This is a genomic window from Streptomyces cellostaticus (assembly GCF_001513965.1).
GTDB classification, from domain to species: Bacteria; Actinomycetota; Actinomycetes; order Streptomycetales; family Streptomycetaceae; genus Streptomyces; species Streptomyces cellostaticus.
Window position 1 is genome coordinate 302,908 of record NZ_KQ948022.1, and the last position, 17,737, is coordinate 320,644.

A 17,737-nucleotide genomic window follows, 5' to 3' on the forward strand; every position below is an offset into this window, starting at 1 on the left:
TGCGCCGATTCGAATCGTTTGGGATGTTTGACGAGGCGGATCTTCCACGGATGGTTCTCCGATTCGACGCCGCCTGGCTGGAGTTCGGCGTGGGCCATGGCTGACCTCCTCGGCCGAGCCCCGCGGCCTGGCCCCCGCCGCGCGGGGCAAAGTTCCCCCTGCACTTATCGTGCGCCAGGAACCGGTGTGCCGCGACTTGGGCGAAGGCCCTCGGGGCGGCGACGCCGGACCCGCTGACTGTGATCAGCGAGGAACTACTGCTCGTAGCACCGACGCGCGAGATGGACGGTGATGTCGGCGGCAATCTCGACCGTCTCAGGCAGAACCTGCATGATCTGACCGAATACCTGCTCTCGCTCCAAGCTCGGCAGTACGAGATAAGCCGAGACGGTCGAGAGCTGGCCCACGTAGTCGCGAGCACTCATCGTCAGGCGCCGTTCGACCACGGACTGTTGAACACCGGTGAACCACTCGGACCGTTGGAGCTCCGTACCCGGCCACTGCAGGTCATGCCCCGGAGGTGTCCCGTCTGGGGACGGAATCTCGTCGCTCTGCAAGAACGGTGCTCGTGCCGCGCGAACCGCTTCCTCCACCGCCGGGTCAGCCAGCCGGATCGGCCCGCCGAACGAGGCGAACACGCCACCCGGCTCCAGCAGCGAGGCCATGCGGGACCACCGACCCTCCGGGTTGGTCCAATGCAGCGCCGCTGCCGCGTAGACCAGCCCGTACCTCTCGCCCGGTCGCACGTCCTCGAACGCGGCTTGCACCGTCCTGACACTTGCCGGCACATGCTTGCGCAACTCGGCGAGCATGGCTCCGTCAGGCTCGGTCGCGGTGACCACGACCCCCCGTCGAGCGAACAGGCGGGTTGCCTTGCCTGTCCCGGCGCCGATCTCAAGAGCAGTCCGAGCCGGCTGACCCGCGTAGGCCATCACCCTGTCGAAAAGCTCGTCGGGATACCCCGGCCGGAACCGTTCGTATGCTTCCGCCACCGCTCCGAAGCTCAGTGCGCGACCAGACATGCGAGCATCCTGACACGATCCACGTCGAACATGCCTGCTCTTTTGCACGACCTGGCGGCCCCGGCCAAGTCCGCTCCTGAGCGGTCAGTTCCGCGGCGAGCGACGGGGCACCGCTGCGCTCAGGACCTTCAGCGCCACCGAGGGATGGAACAGCACGGCCGGAGAGGCCACCATGTTCACCACCTGCACGAACCTCGCCCACACGGCCGCGTCCTTCACCGCCACATGGAAGAGACGGGTGTTGTACCAGTGGGCGAAGCGCGCGGCGAGGGGCTGGCCTTCCGGGTTCCACATCAGGTCGGAGTTGGTGGACAGCGTCCAGGGGCCCAGCAGCAGGCGGCCCACCTTCTTCTGGAAGCCGCCGGCCAGGCCGTCCAGCCGCGCGGACGCGCTGTGCCGGGCCAGCATGCCCTGCAACAGCTCCGCCTCCATCGCGGCCACGGTCAGGCCCTGGCCGTAGACGGGGTTGAAGACGCAGACGGCGTCGCCGAGGGCGATGAGCCGGTCCGGCCATTGCCGGACGGAGTGGTACGGCCGCCACTGGTTGTCGACGTTGGTGTAGCGATAGGTGGGCTCCTGCACGGTGCGCCGGCCGATCTGCTGTGCCAGGCGCGGGTTGTTCAGGGTCTCGGCGAACGCCAGGTAGCCCTTGTCGTCGGTCGGCGGCTGGTCCTGGAAGCCGAACAGCGAGCACGTCCACCGGTTGCGCTCCACGGCGAGCAGAACCCCGGCCCGGGGCACCCGGGGAGCGAACAGCATCTGGTAGGCGACGTAGAAGTCCGGATGGCCGGGGTGGCTCTCCTCGGCCCGGTCGAAGTTCATCGACGTGTACGTGACCTTGGCCTTCACGGTCCGCTTCGGCGGCACGGCGACCCCCATCGTGCCCAGCCAGTCCGTCAGGGAGCTGGACCGCCCGGAGGCGTCGACGACCAGATCGGCGGCCAGCTCGAAGGGCTCCGCGTCCTGCGGGCTGCACGATACTGCGCTGACCCGGCCCGAGGGGTCCCGGGTCAGGCCCGTGCACTGGGTGGACGGCATGAGCGTGACCTCGGGGAGTGCGAGCACCTTGCGCCGCAGCCGGCGTTCCAGCTCGTCGCGGGTGAAGGTCTGGATCCTCACGCCTGTGCGCTTGCGGGGCGCGAGGCCGACGGGCAGCAGGAAGTCGATGCCTTCCCCGTAGTCGAAGACCGGTGCCCCCGCTTCCCTCAACTCCTCGCGCAGCCCTGGGAACAGCCGCTCCAGGATCTCCCCGCCCTTGGCCAGCATCGCGTGTGCGTGGTAGCCCTGCGGGGCGCCCGGATGGACGCCGGTGTCCTCGTCGACGGCGTCCCGTTCCACGAGGACGACCTCGGTGAAGAAGTCGGCCAGCACCCGCGCGGTCACCAGTCCCGCGTAGCTGCCGCCGATGACTACGGCCTTGCCCCAAGGGCGATCTGCACTCATGTCGTATCCCGTGTGTGACCGGACCAGCGCGTTCAAGCAGGTCAACGACTCCGTCGAGGGCAGGACACGGGGCTTGGGGGGAGCACTGGGGGATCTTGTCGGCGAGTGGTCCGACGGCAACCCGTGTCGCGATCTGGCCAAGCCTGGCTCGGGGCGTTCACGAGGCACATCGGGAGACGAAGCGCCTCGGCCTCGGGGATTGAATGTGCGCCCCTTGCCTGCGTTCCCCCGGTTTTCGCGCAGAGGCGCATACGGATCCTTGACCGCCGCTCGGTACTCCACGATGCTGTGTTGCGACACGTGAGATGTGTGCCGTAATGAGCAACATCTCGACTCTGTACCAGCCGAGGAGTGGCCATGACTCACCAGGTTCGTGCTGTCGTCGCGCGGAGCAAGGGCGCCCCCGTCAGTCTGGAGACGATCGTCGTGCCCGACCCCGGTCCGGGTGAGGTGCTGGTCAAGATCGAGGCCTGCGGTGTCTGCCACACCGATCTGCACTACCGCGAGGGGGGCATCAGTGACGACTTCCCCTTCCTGCTGGGGCATGAGGCGGCGGGCGTGGTGGAGTCGGTGGGCGAGGGTGTCACCGAGGTGGCGCCCGGTGACTTCGTCATCCTGAACTGGCGTGCGGTGTGTGGCCAGTGCCGTGCCTGTCTGCGTGGTCGGCCGTGGTACTGCTTCAACACCCACAACGCGAAGCAGAAGATGACCTTGGCCGACGGCACGGAACTGTCGCCGGCTCTGGGCATCGGCGCCTTCGCCGAGAAGACGCTGGTGGCGGCCGGGCAGTGCACCAAGGTGGACCGGGCCGCGTCGGCTGCCGCCGCCGGGCTGCTGGGATGCGGGGTGATGGCGGGCATCGGCGCGGCGATCAACACCGGCCAGGTGGGGCGCGGTGACAGCGTGGCGGTCATCGGCTGCGGCGGGGTCGGGGACGCGGCGATCGCCGGGGCGCGGCTCGCGGGCGCGGCCAGGATCATCGCGGTGGACATCGACGACCGCAAACTGGCCACGGCCAGGAAACTGGGCGCGACCCACACGGTCAACTCCAAGGAGACCGATCCGGTCGAGGCGGTCCGGGAGCTGACCGGCGGGTTCGGTGCCGACGTCGTCATCGAGGCGGTCGGCCGCCCGGAGACGTACAGGCAGGCCTTCTACGCCCGCGACCTGGCCGGCACCGTCGTTCTCGTCGGCGTGCCCACCCCCGAGATGAAGCTTGAGCTGCCGCTCCTCGACGTCTTCGGCCGGGGCGGATCGCTGAAGTCGTCCTGGTACGGCGACTGTCTGCCCTCCCGCGACTTCCCCATGCTCATCGACCTCCATCTCCAGGGCCGCCTGGACCTGGACGCCTTCGTCACCGAGACCATCGCCCTGGACGATGTCGAGAAGGCCTTCGAGCGGATGCACCACGGCGACGTCCTGCGCTCGGTGGTGGTCTTCTGATGGCCGCCGCACGCATCGAACGCCTCGTCACCTCGGGGACGTTCTCGCTGGACGGCGGCACCTGGGAGGTCGACAACAACGTCTGGATCGTGGGTGACGACCGTGAGGCGGTCGTCGTCGACGCCGCCCATGACGCCGACGCCATCGTCCGGGCCCTCGGCGGACGCGTCCTGCGCGCGATCGTGTGCACCCACGCCCACAACGACCACATCGACGCCGCACCCGATCTCGCCGCCCGCACCGGCGCCCCGATCCTGCTGCATCCCGACGATCTGCCGCTGTGGAAGCAGACCCACCCCGACCGGATGCCGGACGGCGAACTGGCCGACGGGCAGACCCTCACGGTCGCGGGTGCACGGCTGACCGTGCTGCACACCCCCGGCCACGCTCCCGGAGCCGTCTGCCTGTATGCGCCCGACCTCACCGCGCTCTTCAGCGGCGACACGCTGTTCGCGGGCGGGCCGGGCGCGACGGGGAGGTCGTACAGCCATTTCCCCACCATCATCGACTCGATCCGCGAAAAGCTGCTCACGCTGCCGGACGACACCGTGGTGCACACCGGTCATGGGGAGGCCACCGTCGTCGGTGCCGAGGCACCGCACCTTCAGACGTGGATCGACCGCGGCTTCTGACCGCCCGTCGACGGCCTCGCCGCCGGTGACCGTGTCCGATGCCGCCACCGCCCGCAGCGAGGTCGTCGCCGTCCCGTACAGCCCCTGTTCCGCCTGCTCACGCTCGTGGTCCGGGGCGCTTTGGCGTGCGTGAAATGCAGCCGTCGCAAGCGAGTCGCACCGGCCCCTGGATGCCTTGACAACGGTTCCGGGCGGCCTCCAGACTGGCGTTGCGCTAATCGCAATCCGTTTCGTTATACGCACCGAGGTGTCATGATGATTCCCGCGTGCCGTCTCGCGGATCTGCCGCGAGGCGAGGCCCACCGGCTCGACATCGACCCGCCGGTCTCGGTGTTCCACACCGACGACGGCGAGCTCTACGCCATCGACGACACCTGCACCCACCAGGACGCCTCGCTCGCCGACGGCTGGCTGGAGGGCTGCGAGGTGGAATGCCCGCTGCACGCCTCCAAGTTCGACCTGAGGACCGGTGCCGTCGACTCTCCTCCGGCCAAGCTCCCGGTCCGTACCCACGAGGTCGTCGTCGAGGACGGCATGATCTACGTGCGGCTGTCGACGCAGGCTCCCAACCTTCCGCCCTGCGTCGCCGCCCGCCTGGCCGGAGGCCCCGCGTGAGGACCGTGGCCGTGGTCGGCGCCTCGCTGGCCGGACTGTCGGCCGCGCGCTCACTGCGGAAACGGGGGTACGACGGTCGGCTGGTCGTCATCGGCGACGAACTCCACCGTCCGTACGACAGGCCGCCGCTGTCCAAGGAGTTCCTGGCCGGCGCCATCGGCGAAGCGGATCTCGCACTCGAGCGGGACGACGAAGACCTGCGGGCGGAGTGGGTGCTCGGCACCCGTGCCACCGGGCTCGACCGCACCGAGCGGGCGATCCGGCTCGCCGACGGCCGGGACATACGCGCCGACGGCGTGGTCATCGCGACCGGTGCGGCCGCGCGCAGGCTGCCCGGCACCGAAGGCCTGGCCGGCGTGCACGTGCTGCGCACCCTGGACGACGCCCGCGCGCTGCGGGACGACCTGGCCCGGGGCGGACGGCTGGTGGTGATCGGCGGCGGATTCATCGGCGCCGAGGTCGCCGCCACCGGGTACGGCCTCGGACTCGACGTCACGGTGATCGAGGCGGCGCCGACGCCGCTGGCCGGGCCGCTCGGCGAGACCATGGGCGGCATCGTCTCCGCCCTCCATGCCGACCACGGCGTACGGCTGCTGTGCGGTGTGGCGGTCAAGGGGCTGAGCGGGGACGAGCGAAGCGAGATGGGGGTCCCCCCGGACGGAGTCTGGGGGAGGGTCGACGCCGTGCTGCTCGAGGACGGCCGCAGCATCCCCGCCGACACGGTCGTCGTCGGTGTGGGCGCGCGTCCGTGCGTCGACTGGCTGGAGGGGTCCGGCGTCGCGCTCGACAACGGAGTGAAGTGCGGCTCCGACGGCCGCACCAGCCTGGCCGGCGTGGTCGCCGTCGGCGACTGCGCCTCCTGGTACGACCCGCGCACCGGAGCCCACCGCCGGGTCGAGCACTGGACCGGTGCGATGGAGCGTCCCGATGCCGCCGTGGCCACCCTGCTGGCGCACGGCGCGACGCAGCCGGGCGTGCCCCGGCCGCCGTACTTCTGGTCCGACCAGTACGGCGTGAAGATCCAGTTCGTCGGTCACGCCGCCGGCGCCGACAGCGTGACGGTCGAGGAAGGCGCCACCGACGACCGCAGTTTCCTGGCCGTCTACCGGCGGGCCGGCGAACCGGTCGCCGTGCTGGGGATGAACCAGCCGAGGCTGTTCACCCGCTGGCGCAAACAGCTCACCGCCGATCCACGACGTTTCCCGAGGAGTGCAGCGTGACCTCGACAAGCCTGCCGGACAGCCTCATCGCCACCCTCCCCGGCTCCTCCTACACCGACCCGGGCGTCTTCGCCCAGGAGCAGGAGCGCATCTTCGAGGCGATGTGGTTCTGCGTCGCGCGCTCGTCCGACCTGCCGAAGCCCGGCGCCTTCCGCACCGTCGACGTGGGCCGCGAGAGCATCCTCGTCACCCGCGCGCGTGACCACGCGATCCGTGCGTACTTCAACGTGTGCCGGCACCGCGGCGCCAAGCTCTGCACCGAGGAGACCGGCGAGGTCAAGCGCGCCTTCCAGTGCCCGTACCACGCCTGGACGTACGACCTGAGCGGCAAGCTCGTCGCGGCGCCCAACCTCACCAAGATGCCCGACGTCGGCCGCACCGAGTACGGCCTGGTGAGCGTGGCCGTGCGCGAATGGCTCGGCTACGTCTGGGTGTGCCTCGCGGAGAACCCGCCCTCCTTCGAGGAGGACGTCATCGGCGCGGTCGTCGAACGCCTCGGTGACGTGGAGTCCATCGAGCGCTACGACGTCGACAACCTCGCGGTCGGCAAGCGGATCGTCTACGACGTCAAGGCGAACTGGAAGCTCATCATCGAGAACTTCATGGAGTGCTACCACTGCGCCACCATTCACCCCGAACTCACCGAGGTGCTCCCGGAGTTCGCCGACGGCTACGCGGCGCAGTACTACGTCGGTCACGGCGCCGAGTTCGGTGAGGAGATCCAGGGGTTCACCGTCGACGGCAGCGAGGGCCTGGACCGCATTCCCGGCGTGTCGCAGGAGCAGGACCGCCGCTACTACGCGATCACCGTCAAGCCGCAGGTCTTCATCAACCTCGTGCCCGACCACGTGATCTTCCACCGCATGTATCCGGTGGCCGTCGACCGCACGGTGGTCGAGTGCGACTGGCTCTACCTCCCCGGTGTGGTGGAGAGCGGCAAGGACGTCAGCCGGTCCGTGGAGCTCTTCGACCGGGTCAACCGCCAGGACTTCGACGCCTGCGAGCGCACTCAGCCCGCAATGAGCTCCCGGCTGTACGCCAAGGGGGGTGTCCTGGTGCCCAGTGAGCACCACATCGGCGCCTTCCACGACTGGGTGCTCGAGCGCCTGGGCACCCGGCAGCCGTGACCCGGCGGCTCAGCCCAGGTAGCCCATGCGGTGGCTGATCTCCTCCGCGCCCTTGACCAGTACCGGAGCGAGCTCGTGCATCCGCTCCTCGGTGAACCGGTACGAGGGCCCGGACGCGGTGACCGCCGCGATGACCACTCCGTCCCGGTCGCGGATCGGCGCGGCCATCGCGTGCAGCCCGATCTCCAGCTCCTCCAGGGTCCAGGCGTAGCCCCGGTCCCGGGCCTCGGCGAGGTTCTTCTCGAGCTTCGCCTTCGAGGTGATGGTGTGCGGGGTGAGCTTCTTCAGCCCGGCCTCGGTCAGCAGCGCGGCGCGCTCCTTGGCGGGCAGGTGGGCCAGCAGGATCTTGCCGCTGGAGGTGGCGTGCAGCGGGGTCAGCTGGCCGACCCAGTTGTGCGCGGTCACGGCGCTCGGACCGCGCACCTGGAAGAGGTTGATCGCGTAGTGCTCCTGCATCACGGCGATGTTGACGGTCTCGCCGATCTCCTCGGCCAGGCGCTCGCAGACCGGACGCCCCTGCTGGGTGATGTCGATCCGTCCCGTGACCGCCCCCGCCAGGCGTACGATGCCGAAGCCGAGCCGGTACTTGCCGCGCTCGCCCGACTGCTCCACCAGACCGCGCGCCTCCAGGGCACCGAGCAGGCGGAACGCGGTGGACTTGTGCACATCGATCTCGGCGGCCACCTCGCTGACGCCCGCCTCGCCGCGCTGGGCCAGGATCTCCAGGACGCTGATGGCCCGGTCGACGGACTGTACCCCGCCGGCCTGCGAACCGTTCGTTTCGGCATTCGGACTGAAGTTGCTCATAGCGAAACTATACGCGCAGTAAACAACTCTCTTGCAAGCAACGCGCGGGAAACGCAGGCCTCGCAAGTTGCGTGGTTCGCAACCTAGTGCGTATAGCGATACCCGTACTAGCATGCCCCGCGTATCGACAGCGCGAGCGAGACGAGGCACCATGGCTCCCCTGCAGTACGACTTCGTCATCGTCGGTGGTGGATCAGCCGGCAGCGCACTGGCCAATCGACTCTCGGCCGACCCCGGAAACCGGGTGCTGGTGCTGGAGGCGGGCCGGTCCGACTACCCGTGGGACGTGTTCATCCACATGCCCGCGGCGCTGACCTACCCCATCGGCAGCCGCTTCTACGACTGGAAGTACGAGTCCGAGCCCGAACCCCACATGGGCGGCCGGCGCATCTACCACGCCCGCGGCAAGGTGCTGGGCGGCTCCAGCAGCATCAACGGCATGATCTTCCAGCGCGGCAACCCCATGGACTACGAGCGCTGGGCCGCGGACCCCGGCATGGAGACCTGGGACTACGCCCACTGCCTGCCGTACTTCCGGCGGATGGAGAACTGCCTCGCGGCCGATCCCGACGACGAGTTCCGCGGCCACGACGGCCCCCTCGTTCTGGAACGCGGCCCGGCCACCAACCCCCTGTTCGGCGCCTTCCTCAAGGCGACCCAGGAGGCGGGCTACGCCCCCACCGACGACGTCAACGGCTACCGTCAGGAAGGTTTCGCCAAGTTCGACCGGAATGTCCACCGCGGACGCCGACTGTCGGCCTCCAAGGCGTACCTCAAGCCCGCGATGAAGCGGCCCAACCTCACCGTCACCACCCGCGCTCTCGTCACCAGGGTCCTCTTCGAGGGCAAGCGGGCCGTGGGCGTCGAGTACCAGCGCGGCCGGGGCCCGGTCCAGCAGGTCCGCGCGAGGGAAGTCATCCTGTGCGGCGGCGCCGTCAACTCCCCGCAACTGCTCCAGCTCTCCGGCGTCGGCAACGCCACCGAACTGGCCGCCCTCGGCGTCGACGTCGTCCACGACCTGCCGGGCGTCGGCGAGAACATGCAGGACCACCTGGAGGTGTACGTCCAGTACGCCTGCAAGCAGCCCGTCTCCATGCAGCCGTACATGGCGAAGTGGCGTGCCCCCTTCATCGGGCTGCAGTGGCTGTTCAGGAAGGGGCCGGCGGCCACCAACCACTTCGAGGCCGGCGGCTTCGCGCGCAGCAACGAGGACGTGGACTACCCCAACCTGATGTTCCACTTCCTGCCGGTCGCGGTCCGCTACGACGGCTCCTCGCCGGCCGGCGGCCACGGCTACCAGGTGCACGTCGGGCCCATGTACTCCGACGCCATCGGCTCCGTGAAAATCAAGAGCAAGGACCCGCGGGAACACCCGGCGCTGCGCTTCAACTACCTCTCCACCGAACAGGACCGCCGGGAGTGGGTGGAGGCGATCCGCGTCGCCCGCAGGCTGCTCAACCAGCCCGCGCTCGCCCCGTACAACGGCGGCGAGGTCTCGCCGGGGCCCTCGGTGGAGACCGACGAGGAGATCCTCGCCTGGGTCGCCAAGGAGGGCGAGACCGCCCTGCACCCCTCGTGCACCTGCAAGATGGGCACCGACGAGATGGCCGTCGTGGATCCGCTGAGCATGCGGGTGCACGGTCTGGAGGGGCTGCGCGTCGTCGACGCCTCGGTGATGCCGTACGTCACCAACGGCAACATCTACGCGCCGGTGATGATGATCGCCGAGAAGGCGGCCGACCTGATCCTCGGCAAGGAGCCGTCGGCGCCCTCGAAGGCCGCGTACTACCGCCACCGTGACGCCCAGAAGCAGGCCGGGTAGGCCTTGGGTGCCGAGGTCCTGCGGGCGCTGCTCGGCCGCGTCCGCTACGAGGTGCTGCCGGCGAAGGCGACGCAGGAGAAGGTCCTCGCCCATGTCCCGCGCGACGTCGTGGTCACGGTCACGGCCTCGCCGGTCAAGGGACTGGAGCCGACGCTCGGCCTGGCCGAGCGGCTCGCGGCGCACGGCTACCGTGTCGTCCCGCATGTGCCCGCACGGCTGCTGCGGGACGACACACACCTGAAGGAGGTCATCGAGCGGCTGCGCACGGCGGGCGTCGACGACGTCTTCGTCCCGGCGGGCGACGCCGATGCGCCGGCCGGGGTGTACGACGGGGCGCTGCCGGTGCTGCGCAGGCTCGGCGAGCTGGGCAGGCCCTTCGCGCACCTGGGGATCACCGGCTATCCGGAGAGCCATCCGCTCCTCCACGACGACATCACCATCCAGGCGATGTGGGACAAGCGGGCGCACGCCACGTACATCGTCAGCAACCTCTGCTTCGATGCGCGTGTGCTCGGCGACTGGATCGCCCGGATACGGCGCCGCGACGTCACGCTGCCCGTGCACGTGGGCGTCGCCGGGCCCGTGCAGCGGGCGAAGCTGCTGTCCATGGCCACGAAGATCGGGGTGGGGGAGTCCACGCGCTTCCTGACCCGGCACCCCTCCTGGTTCCTGCGGTTCGCGACGCCCGGGGGGTACGTGCCCGAAAAGCTCCTCGACCGCGCCGCGGAGGCGTTCACCGCGCCGTCCGCGGGGGTGGTGGGCCTGCACGTCTTCACGTTCAACCAGATCGCGGAGACCGAGAGGTGGCGCCGGGCGCTGCTCGACCGCCTCGGCTGAGCCCGGGCGGGCGTATACGAACGCCGGGCGGGGCCGGATCCCGTGACATCCCGTGGATCCGGCCCCGCCCGGCTCGGTGCGCGTGGCTCAGCGGAAGACCACCGTGCGGTTGCCGTCCACCATGACGCGGCTCTCCGTGTGCCACTTCACCGCGTGGGCCAGTACCTGGGCCTCCACGTCGCGGCCGACCGTGACGAGGTCGTCGGCATCGAGGGAGTGGTCGACCCGCACCACGTCCTGCTCGATGATCTGTCCCTCGTCCAGGTCCGGCGTCACATAGTGAGCCGTCGCGCCGACCAGCTTCACCCCGCGCTCGTACGCCTGCTGGTAGGGCCGCGCTCCCTTGAAGCTGGGCAGGAAGGAGTGGTGGATGTTGATGGCGCGGCCCTCCAGCTCCTTGCACAGGTCGTCGGAGAGGACCTGCATGTAGCGGGCCAGGACCACGAGGTCGACGTTCAGCTCCCGTACCAGTCCCAGCAGACGCGCCTCGGCCTCGGGCTTGGTCTCCTTCGTCACCGGGACGTGATGGAAGGGGATGCCGTAGGTCTGCGCCAGTGACTCGAAGTCCCGGTGGTTGGAGACGATCGCCGGGATCTCGATGTTGAGGGCGCCGGTGCGGCAGCGGAAGAGCAGGTCGTTGAGGCAGTGGCCGAACCTGGACACCATGATGAGCGTCCGGGTCGGGGTCGCGGCGTCCCGGAGGGTCCAGGAGATCCCGTAGGCCTCGGCGACGGGGCCGAATCGGTAACGCAGACTTTCCCGGTCGACGTCCGGATCGGAAACGTCGAAGTGGACCCTCATGAAGAAACGGCCCTGCTGCCGGTCGTCGAACTGCTGGCTCTCGAGGATGTTGCCGGAGTTCCTGACGAGGAAGCCGCTCACGGCGTGCACCAGTCCGGCCGTGTCCGGACAGGAGAGAGTGAGGACGTACTCACGGCCAGGATGCGGGGCAGGGGACATGCAGGGCCTCCCTTGGTGCGTATGGCACAACTTGGTGAGCGATACGCAACATGGTTGGGTCCGGCGCGGGTCGCGGTCAAGGGGTGGAAGGGCACTCGCCCAGGTGTCCGAATCGGGATCCGCCAACCCCTTGACGTATGTCCGCCCATTCGGCCAGGGTGTTCCACCACAAGCAATTCAATGCACAATGCGCAACGAATTCCATTGGAAGGGCCCGGCGCGTGGCAGATCTGTATGTGGACGGAGAATGGCGGGCCCCGGTGGCCGGCGGCCACCGGGAGATCCGCTGCCCGGCGGACGGCACGCTCGTGGCGACGGTGTCCGAGGGGACCCGCGCCGACACCCGGGCGGCGATCGCCGCGGCCCGGCGCGCCTACGACGAAGGCCCCTGGCCGCGCACCCCCGAGCGTGAGCGCGGCGCACTGCTGCTGCGCACCGCCGACATCCTCGAACGCGACGCCAAGGAGTTCGCCCGCGCCGAGTCGCTGGACACGGGCAAGCGGCTGGTCGAGAGCGAGTACGACATCGCCGACGTCGTCTCCTGCTTCCGCTACTACGGCGGCATCGCCGGCACCAGCGCCGGACGGGTGGTGGACACCGGCCGCGACGACGCCCTCAGCCGGGTCACCTACGAGCCCGTCGGCGTCTGCGGACTGATCACCCCCTGGAACTACCCACTGCTCCAGGCCTCCTGGAAGGTCGCCCCGGCCCTCCTCGCGGGCAACACCGTCGTCCTCAAGCCCAGCGAGCTCACGCCCTCCACCTCGATCCTGCTGATGCGGGCCCTCCAGGAGGCGGGACTCCCGGCCGGTGCCGCCAACCTCGTCCTGGGCGCCGGAGCCGAGGCGGGCGCGCCCCTGTCCGAGGACCCGGGCGTCGACATGGTGTCCTTCACCGGAGGCCTCGAGACCGGCCGGCGCATCATGGCCACCGCCGCGGCGACGGTGAAGAAGGTCGCACTGGAGCTCGGCGGCAAGAACCCGAACGTCGTCTTCGCCGACGCCGACTTCGAGACCGCCGTGGACTTCGCGCTCACCGCCGTCTTCCTGCACTCCGGACAGGTCTGCTCGGCCGGCGCCCGGCTGATCGTCGAGGACTGCCTGCACGACGCCTTCGTGGACGAGGTCGTACGCCGTGCCCGGCTCATCCGTCTCGGGGGGCCCTTCGACCCCGAGGCCGAGACCGGAGCGCTGATCTCCGCGCAGCACCGGGAGAAGGTCGAGGCGTACGTCGCCGCCGGCCTCGCCGAGGGTGCCGTACTGCGCTGCGGCGGCGAGCGCCCCGACGACCCGGCGCTGGCGAACGGCTTCTACTACCCGCCGACCGTCCTCGACGAGTGCCGGCAGGACATGCGCGTGGTGCACGAGGAGTCCTTCGGCCCCGTGCTCACCGTCGAGCGCTTCCGCGACGAGGACGACGCCGTCCGTATCGCCAACGACACGGAGTACGGACTCGCCGGAGCCGTCTGGACGCAGGATGCGGGCAAGGCCCAGCGGGTCGCGCGCCGGCTGCGCCACGGCACGGTGTGGATCAACGACTACCACCCCTACGTGCCGCAGGCGGAGTGGGGTGGGTTCGGGCACTCGGGCGTGGGCCGGGAGCTGGGACCGACAGGTCTGGACGAATACCGAGAGCCCAAGCACGTCTGGCAGAACATCCAACCCCGGCCGCAGCACTGGTTCCGCGGCTGAACGCCGAAAAGAGGTCGATCGTGACCCCAGCACAGACCGAGGTGTCGCAGCGGCGCGACACGTCCGAGGATCCCCAGGACCGCACCCCGGTCATCTCCGTGCGCCGGCTGTGGAAGGTGTTCGGGCCGAAGGCCGACCAGGTGCCGGACTCCGAGGAGCTGTGCGGGCTGACCCGCCGCGAGCTCATGGACCGCGCCGGATGCACCGCCGCCGTGCGCGACGTGAACTTCGAGGTGTCGCCCGGCGAGGTGTTCGTCGTCATGGGCCTGTCCGGCTCCGGCAAGTCCACCCTGGTGCGATGTCTCACCCGGCTGATCGAACCCACCGCGGGCGAGGTCGTCTTCGAGGGCGAGGACATCCGCGGCGCCGACCCCAGGCGGCTGCGTGAACTGCGGCGCAGCAAGTTCTCCATGGTCTTCCAGCACTTCGGTCTGCTGCCCCACCGCAGGGTGGTCGACAACGTGGCGTTCGGCCTGGAGATCCGCGGCATGGGCAAGGCCGAGCGCACCAAGCGGGCCCTGGAGGTGGTCGAGCTGGTCGGCCTCGCCGGCTACGAGAAGTCCTACCCCGACCAGCTCTCCGGCGGCATGCAGCAGCGCGTCGGCCTCGCCCGGGCCCTCGCCGGCGACCCGGACGTCCTCTTCTTCGACGAGCCGTTCTCCGCGCTCGACCCGCTGATCCGCCGGGACATGCAGAACGAGGTCATACGGCTGCACCACGAGGTCGGCAAGACGATGGTGTTCATCACCCACGACCTCTCCGAGGCGCTCAAGCTAGGCGACCGCATCCTCATCATGCGGGACGGCAAGACGGTCCAGTGCGGCACCGGCGACGAGCTCGTCGGGGCGCCCGCCGACGACTACGTACGGGACTTCGTCAAGGACGTGCCGCGCGGCGACGTACTCACCCTGCGCTGGATCATGCGCCCCGCCGAGCCCGACGACGCCCTCGACGGACCCGAGCTGGGCCCGGACGTCGTCGTGCGTGAGGCCACCCGGGCGGTGCTGGCCGCCGAGAAGCCGGTCAAGGTCGTCGAGCACGGCAAGCTGCTCGGCATCGTCGGCGATGAGGAGATCCTCGCGGTGGTGGCCGGGCAGGAGGGCGGCGCGTGATGGCCATAGCCGTGCAGAAACCCGAGAAGACCGACCAGGTCCCGCGGTCGGCGGCGCCCGCGGCGGCCGGACGCAGGATCAGCCGCCCCATGGTGGTGGCGGCGATCCTGGTCGCCTGGCTGGTGCTGTTCGCCGTGCTGCGCGGCCGGCAGACGCTCACCCTCGCCGCGGCCGACCTCACCGGTCTGCACCGCTGGCTGAACGACGTCAACGACAGCGTCGGCGCCAACCGCAACTCCAACCCGCTCTTCCTCTACTTCTTCAACGAGATCCGCCTGGTCATCGACCACCTGGTGACCTTCGTGCAGTCGCTGATCTCCCAGCCCACGGGCACCCGCCCGGTCCCGCAGATCGGCTGGCTCGGGGTCGTGGGACTCACCGGCTACGTCTGCTGGGCCGTGGGCAACTGGCGGGTCGCCCTTCTCGCGGTGGCCGGCTTCACCTTCCTCGGGCTCCAAGGCCTGTGGCAGCAGAGCATGGACACGCTGGCGCTGACGGTGTCGGCGGTCCTCGTGGCGCTGCTCATCGGCATCCCGCTCGGCGTGTGGGCCGGTCTCTCCGACCGGTTCAACCGGATCATGACGCCCTTCCTGGACTTCATGCAGACGATGCCGACCTTCGTCTACCTCGCCCCGCTGACCCTGATCTTCCTCATCGGAGGCGCCTCCGCCGTGATCACCACGGTGATCTACGCGGCACCGCCCGCCATCCGCATCACCGCGCACGCCATCCGCTCGGTACCGGAGACCACCGTCGAGGCGGCCGACTCGCTGGGCACGACCCGACGGCAGCAACTCCTGAAGGTGCTGCTGCCGATGTCCAAGCGCACGGTCGTCATGGGCGTCAACCAGACCATCATGGCCGCCCTGGCCATGGTGACCATCGCCGCCCTGATCGACGCGCCCGGCCTCGGCAAGACCGTCGTCCAGGCCCTGCAGTCCCTCGACGTCGGCACGGCCTTCAACGCCGGTCTCGCCATCGTCGTCATGGCCATCGTGCTCGACCGGGTCACCACCGCGGCGGCCGCACGCGAGGAGGCGACCCGCCGCTCGGGCGACCGCTTCCTGAAGTGGCGTATGCCGCTGCTGGCGGCGGGCGCGGCCGTGTCGGCCGTCCTCGTCTATCTGTCCCACACCTACGTCTGGGCGGCCGAGTTCCCCGGCGAGGGCAGCACCGGCAGCCATATCGCGAGCGCCGCGGACACGGCGACCACCTGGATGCAGGACCATCTGTCGGGCCTCACCAACGGCTTCAGGGACGCGATCACCAACGGCCTGCTCAACCCGTTCCAGACGCTGCTCACCGACTCCCCGTGGTGGCTGGTCGCCGCCGTCCTGATCGGTCTCGGCGTGGTGCTCGGCGGCTGGCGGGCCGGCGTGATCGCGACCGTGTGCGTGGGGCTGCTGGTCGCGACGGGACTGTGGTCGGACAGCATGACCACGCTCGCCTCGTCCGTCGTGGCGACCGTGCTGGTGATGCTCCTCGGCGCCACCTTCGGCGTGTGGATGGGACGCAGCCGGCTGGTGGACCGGCTGGTGCGGCCCACCCTGGACGCCGCCCAGGTCATGCCGCCGTTCGTCTATCTGGTGCCGTTCCTCGCGATGTTCGGCCCCTCGCGGTTCACGGCGATCGTCGCGGCCGTCGTCTACGCGGCGCCTGTAGCGATCAAGATCATCGCGGACGGGGTGCGGAACGTGCCCGAGACCACCGTGGAAGCGGCCACCTCCGCCGGGTGCAACACCTGGCAGATCATCACCAAGGTCCAGCTGCCGATGGCACGCAGCGCCCTGACCCTCGCGACGAACCAGGGTCTGATCTACGTGCTGTCGATGGTTGTGGTGGGCGGCCTGGTAGGGGCCGGCGCCCTCGGCTACGACGTCGTGGCCGGATTCTCACGGGGAGAGCTGTACGGAAAGGGGCTGGCGGCGGGACTCGCCATCGTACTGCTCGGAGTCATGTTCGACCGGATCACTCAGGCTGCGGCGCGACGCACCAGGGCTTAAGGAGCACGACACCATGGCAAGACACTGGCGAGCCGGCGCGGCCGGCCTGGCCGTCCTCGGCCTCACCCTCACGGCCTGCTCGGGGGCGAAGGTCGGCGACAGCTCCTCCGCCGGCTCGAAGAGTTCGGGCGGCAAGTGCGGCACGTTCAACCTCGCCGTGAACCCGTGGGTGGGCTACGAGGCGGACGCGGCGGTCGTCGCATACGTCGCGCAGCACGACCTCGGCTGTACGGTCAACAAGAAGGACCTGAAGGAGGAAATCGCCTGGCAGGGCTTCGGGACCGGCGAGGTCGACGCCGTCCTGGAGAACTGGGGTCACGACGATCTGAAGAAGAAGTACATCACCGGGCAGAAGACCGCCGTCGAGGCGGGGCAGACCGGCAACAAGGGCATCATCGGCTGGTTCGTGCCGCCGTGGCTGGCCAAGGCCCATCCGGACATCACCGACTGGAAGAACCTCGACAAGTACGCCGCCAACTTCAAGACCTCCGAGTCGGGCGGCAAGGGCCAGCTGCTCGACGGCGACCCGTCGTACGTCACCAACGACGCGGCGCTGGTGAAGAACCTGAAGCTGGACTACAAGGTGGTGTACGCGGGCAGCGAGACAGCGCTCATCCAGGCCTTCCGCACCGCCGAGAAGAACAAGCAGTGGGTGATCGGCTACTTCTACGAGCCGCAGTGGTTCCTGTCCGAAGTGCCGCTGGTCAAGGTCAACCTGCCTGCGTACAAGACGGGTTGCGACGCCGATGCGGCCAAGGTCGCCTGCGACTATCCCGTCTACAACCTGGACAAGATCGTCAGCGCGAAGTTCGCCACGTCAGGCAGCCCGGCGTACGACCTGGTGAAGAAGTTCAACTGGACGAACGACGACCAGAACGCCGTGGCCAAGTACATCGCGCAGGACAAGATGTCGCCCGATGCGGCGGCGAAGAAGTGGGTGGAGGCGAACCGGGACAAGGTTGATGCCTGGCTGAAGTAGCGAGCGAGCGACTGGCCGGCCCGT

16 protein-coding genes are annotated in these 17,737 nt (G+C 69.5%); 11 read left to right on the forward strand and 5 right to left on the reverse strand.

Annotated features, from left to right (window positions below):
* The 3 genes from AQI88_RS48825 to AQI88_RS18045 all read right to left on the reverse strand — a co-directional run.
* Positions 1–164, reverse strand: a 164-nt coding sequence (locus tag AQI88_RS48825) for a DUF6424 family protein (protein ID WP_341849519.1), incomplete at its 3' end; no start/stop codon positions are given.
* A gap of 90 nt (positions 165–254) precedes the next feature.
* Positions 255–1,022: a class I SAM-dependent methyltransferase gene (locus tag AQI88_RS18040; protein WP_066999847.1), complete on the reverse strand. Its 768-nt coding sequence runs from the start codon at positions 1,020–1,022 to the stop codon at positions 255–257.
* A gap of 84 nt (positions 1,023–1,106) precedes the next feature.
* Positions 1,107–2,465, reverse strand: coding sequence for an FAD-dependent oxidoreductase (locus AQI88_RS18045; RefSeq protein ID WP_159050356.1), 1,359 nt, complete (start codon positions 2,463–2,465; stop codon positions 1,107–1,109).
* 357 nt (positions 2,466–2,822) lie between these two features.
* Between AQI88_RS18045 and AQI88_RS18050 the strand changes: the two genes are divergently transcribed.
* From AQI88_RS18050 to AQI88_RS18070, 5 genes are all read left to right on the forward strand, one after another.
* Entirely contained in the window at positions 2,823–3,908 is a 1,086-nt protein-coding gene (locus AQI88_RS18050) for an S-(hydroxymethyl)mycothiol dehydrogenase (protein ID WP_066999853.1), read from the forward strand.
* Positions 3,908–4,540, forward strand: coding sequence for an MBL fold metallo-hydrolase (locus AQI88_RS18055; RefSeq protein WP_066999856.1), 633 nt, complete (start codon positions 3,908–3,910; stop codon positions 4,538–4,540). The genes AQI88_RS18050 and AQI88_RS18055 overlap by 1 nt, the downstream gene beginning before the upstream one ends.
* Before the next feature lie 252 nt (positions 4,541–4,792).
* Entirely contained in the window at positions 4,793–5,155 is a 363-nt protein-coding gene (locus AQI88_RS18060; RefSeq protein ID WP_066999858.1) for a bifunctional 3-phenylpropionate/cinnamic acid dioxygenase ferredoxin subunit, read from the forward strand.
* Complete coding sequence (locus AQI88_RS18065; RefSeq protein WP_066999861.1) at positions 5,152–6,375, forward strand: NAD(P)/FAD-dependent oxidoreductase; 1,224 nt, start codon at positions 5,152–5,154, stop codon at positions 6,373–6,375. Before AQI88_RS18060 ends, AQI88_RS18065 begins: the two co-directional genes overlap by 4 nt.
* Positions 6,372–7,502, forward strand: coding sequence for an aromatic ring-hydroxylating oxygenase subunit alpha (locus AQI88_RS18070; protein WP_066999864.1), 1,131 nt, complete (start codon positions 6,372–6,374; stop codon positions 7,500–7,502). The genes AQI88_RS18065 and AQI88_RS18070 overlap by 4 nt, the downstream gene beginning before the upstream one ends.
* A 9-nt stretch (positions 7,503–7,511) precedes the next feature.
* Here the strand turns inward: AQI88_RS18070 and AQI88_RS18075 are convergent, their stop codons facing one another.
* The gene (locus AQI88_RS18075; protein WP_066999867.1) at positions 7,512–8,309 is read right to left on the reverse strand and encodes an IclR family transcriptional regulator; all 798 of its coding nucleotides are present in this window, start codon (positions 8,307–8,309) and stop codon (positions 7,512–7,514) included.
* A gap of 151 nt (positions 8,310–8,460) precedes the next feature.
* Here AQI88_RS18075 and betA point away from each other — a divergent pair, with 151 nt between their 5' ends.
* The gene (betA, locus tag AQI88_RS18080; protein ID WP_066999870.1) at positions 8,461–10,131 is read left to right on the forward strand and encodes a choline dehydrogenase; all 1,671 of its coding nucleotides are present in this window, start codon (positions 8,461–8,463) and stop codon (positions 10,129–10,131) included.
* Positions 10,132–10,134: 3 nt separating this feature from the next.
* Positions 10,135–10,968 (forward strand): methylenetetrahydrofolate reductase, encoded by an 834-nt coding sequence (locus AQI88_RS18085; RefSeq protein ID WP_066999872.1) that lies wholly within the window; start codon positions 10,135–10,137, stop codon positions 10,966–10,968.
* An 87-nt stretch (positions 10,969–11,055) separates the two neighbouring features.
* On the opposite strand, the gene purU is transcribed toward AQI88_RS18085, so the two are convergent.
* The gene (purU, locus tag AQI88_RS18090; RefSeq protein WP_066999879.1) at positions 11,056–11,928 is read right to left on the reverse strand and encodes a formyltetrahydrofolate deformylase; all 873 of its coding nucleotides are present in this window, start codon (positions 11,926–11,928) and stop codon (positions 11,056–11,058) included.
* Positions 11,929–12,149: 221 nt separating this feature from the next.
* Here purU and AQI88_RS18095 point away from each other — a divergent pair, with 221 nt between their 5' ends.
* The 4 genes from AQI88_RS18095 to AQI88_RS18110 are packed head-to-tail and all read left to right on the forward strand — an operon-like array spanning position 12,150 to position 17,713.
* Positions 12,150–13,619, forward strand: coding sequence for an aldehyde dehydrogenase family protein (locus AQI88_RS18095; RefSeq protein ID WP_066999882.1), 1,470 nt, complete (start codon positions 12,150–12,152; stop codon positions 13,617–13,619).
* 20 nt (positions 13,620–13,639) lie between these two features.
* The gene (locus AQI88_RS18100; RefSeq protein WP_066999885.1) at positions 13,640–14,731 is read left to right on the forward strand and encodes a quaternary amine ABC transporter ATP-binding protein; all 1,092 of its coding nucleotides are present in this window, start codon (positions 13,640–13,642) and stop codon (positions 14,729–14,731) included.
* Positions 14,731–16,734: an ABC transporter permease gene (locus AQI88_RS18105; RefSeq protein ID WP_066999888.1), complete on the forward strand. Its 2,004-nt coding sequence runs from the start codon at positions 14,731–14,733 to the stop codon at positions 16,732–16,734. The genes AQI88_RS18100 and AQI88_RS18105 overlap by 1 nt, the downstream gene beginning before the upstream one ends.
* A 13-nt stretch (positions 16,735–16,747) precedes the next feature.
* Entirely contained in the window at positions 16,748–17,713 is a 966-nt protein-coding gene (locus AQI88_RS18110; RefSeq protein ID WP_066999891.1) for an ABC transporter substrate-binding protein, read from the forward strand.
* Positions 17,714–17,737: the final 24 nt, after the last annotated feature.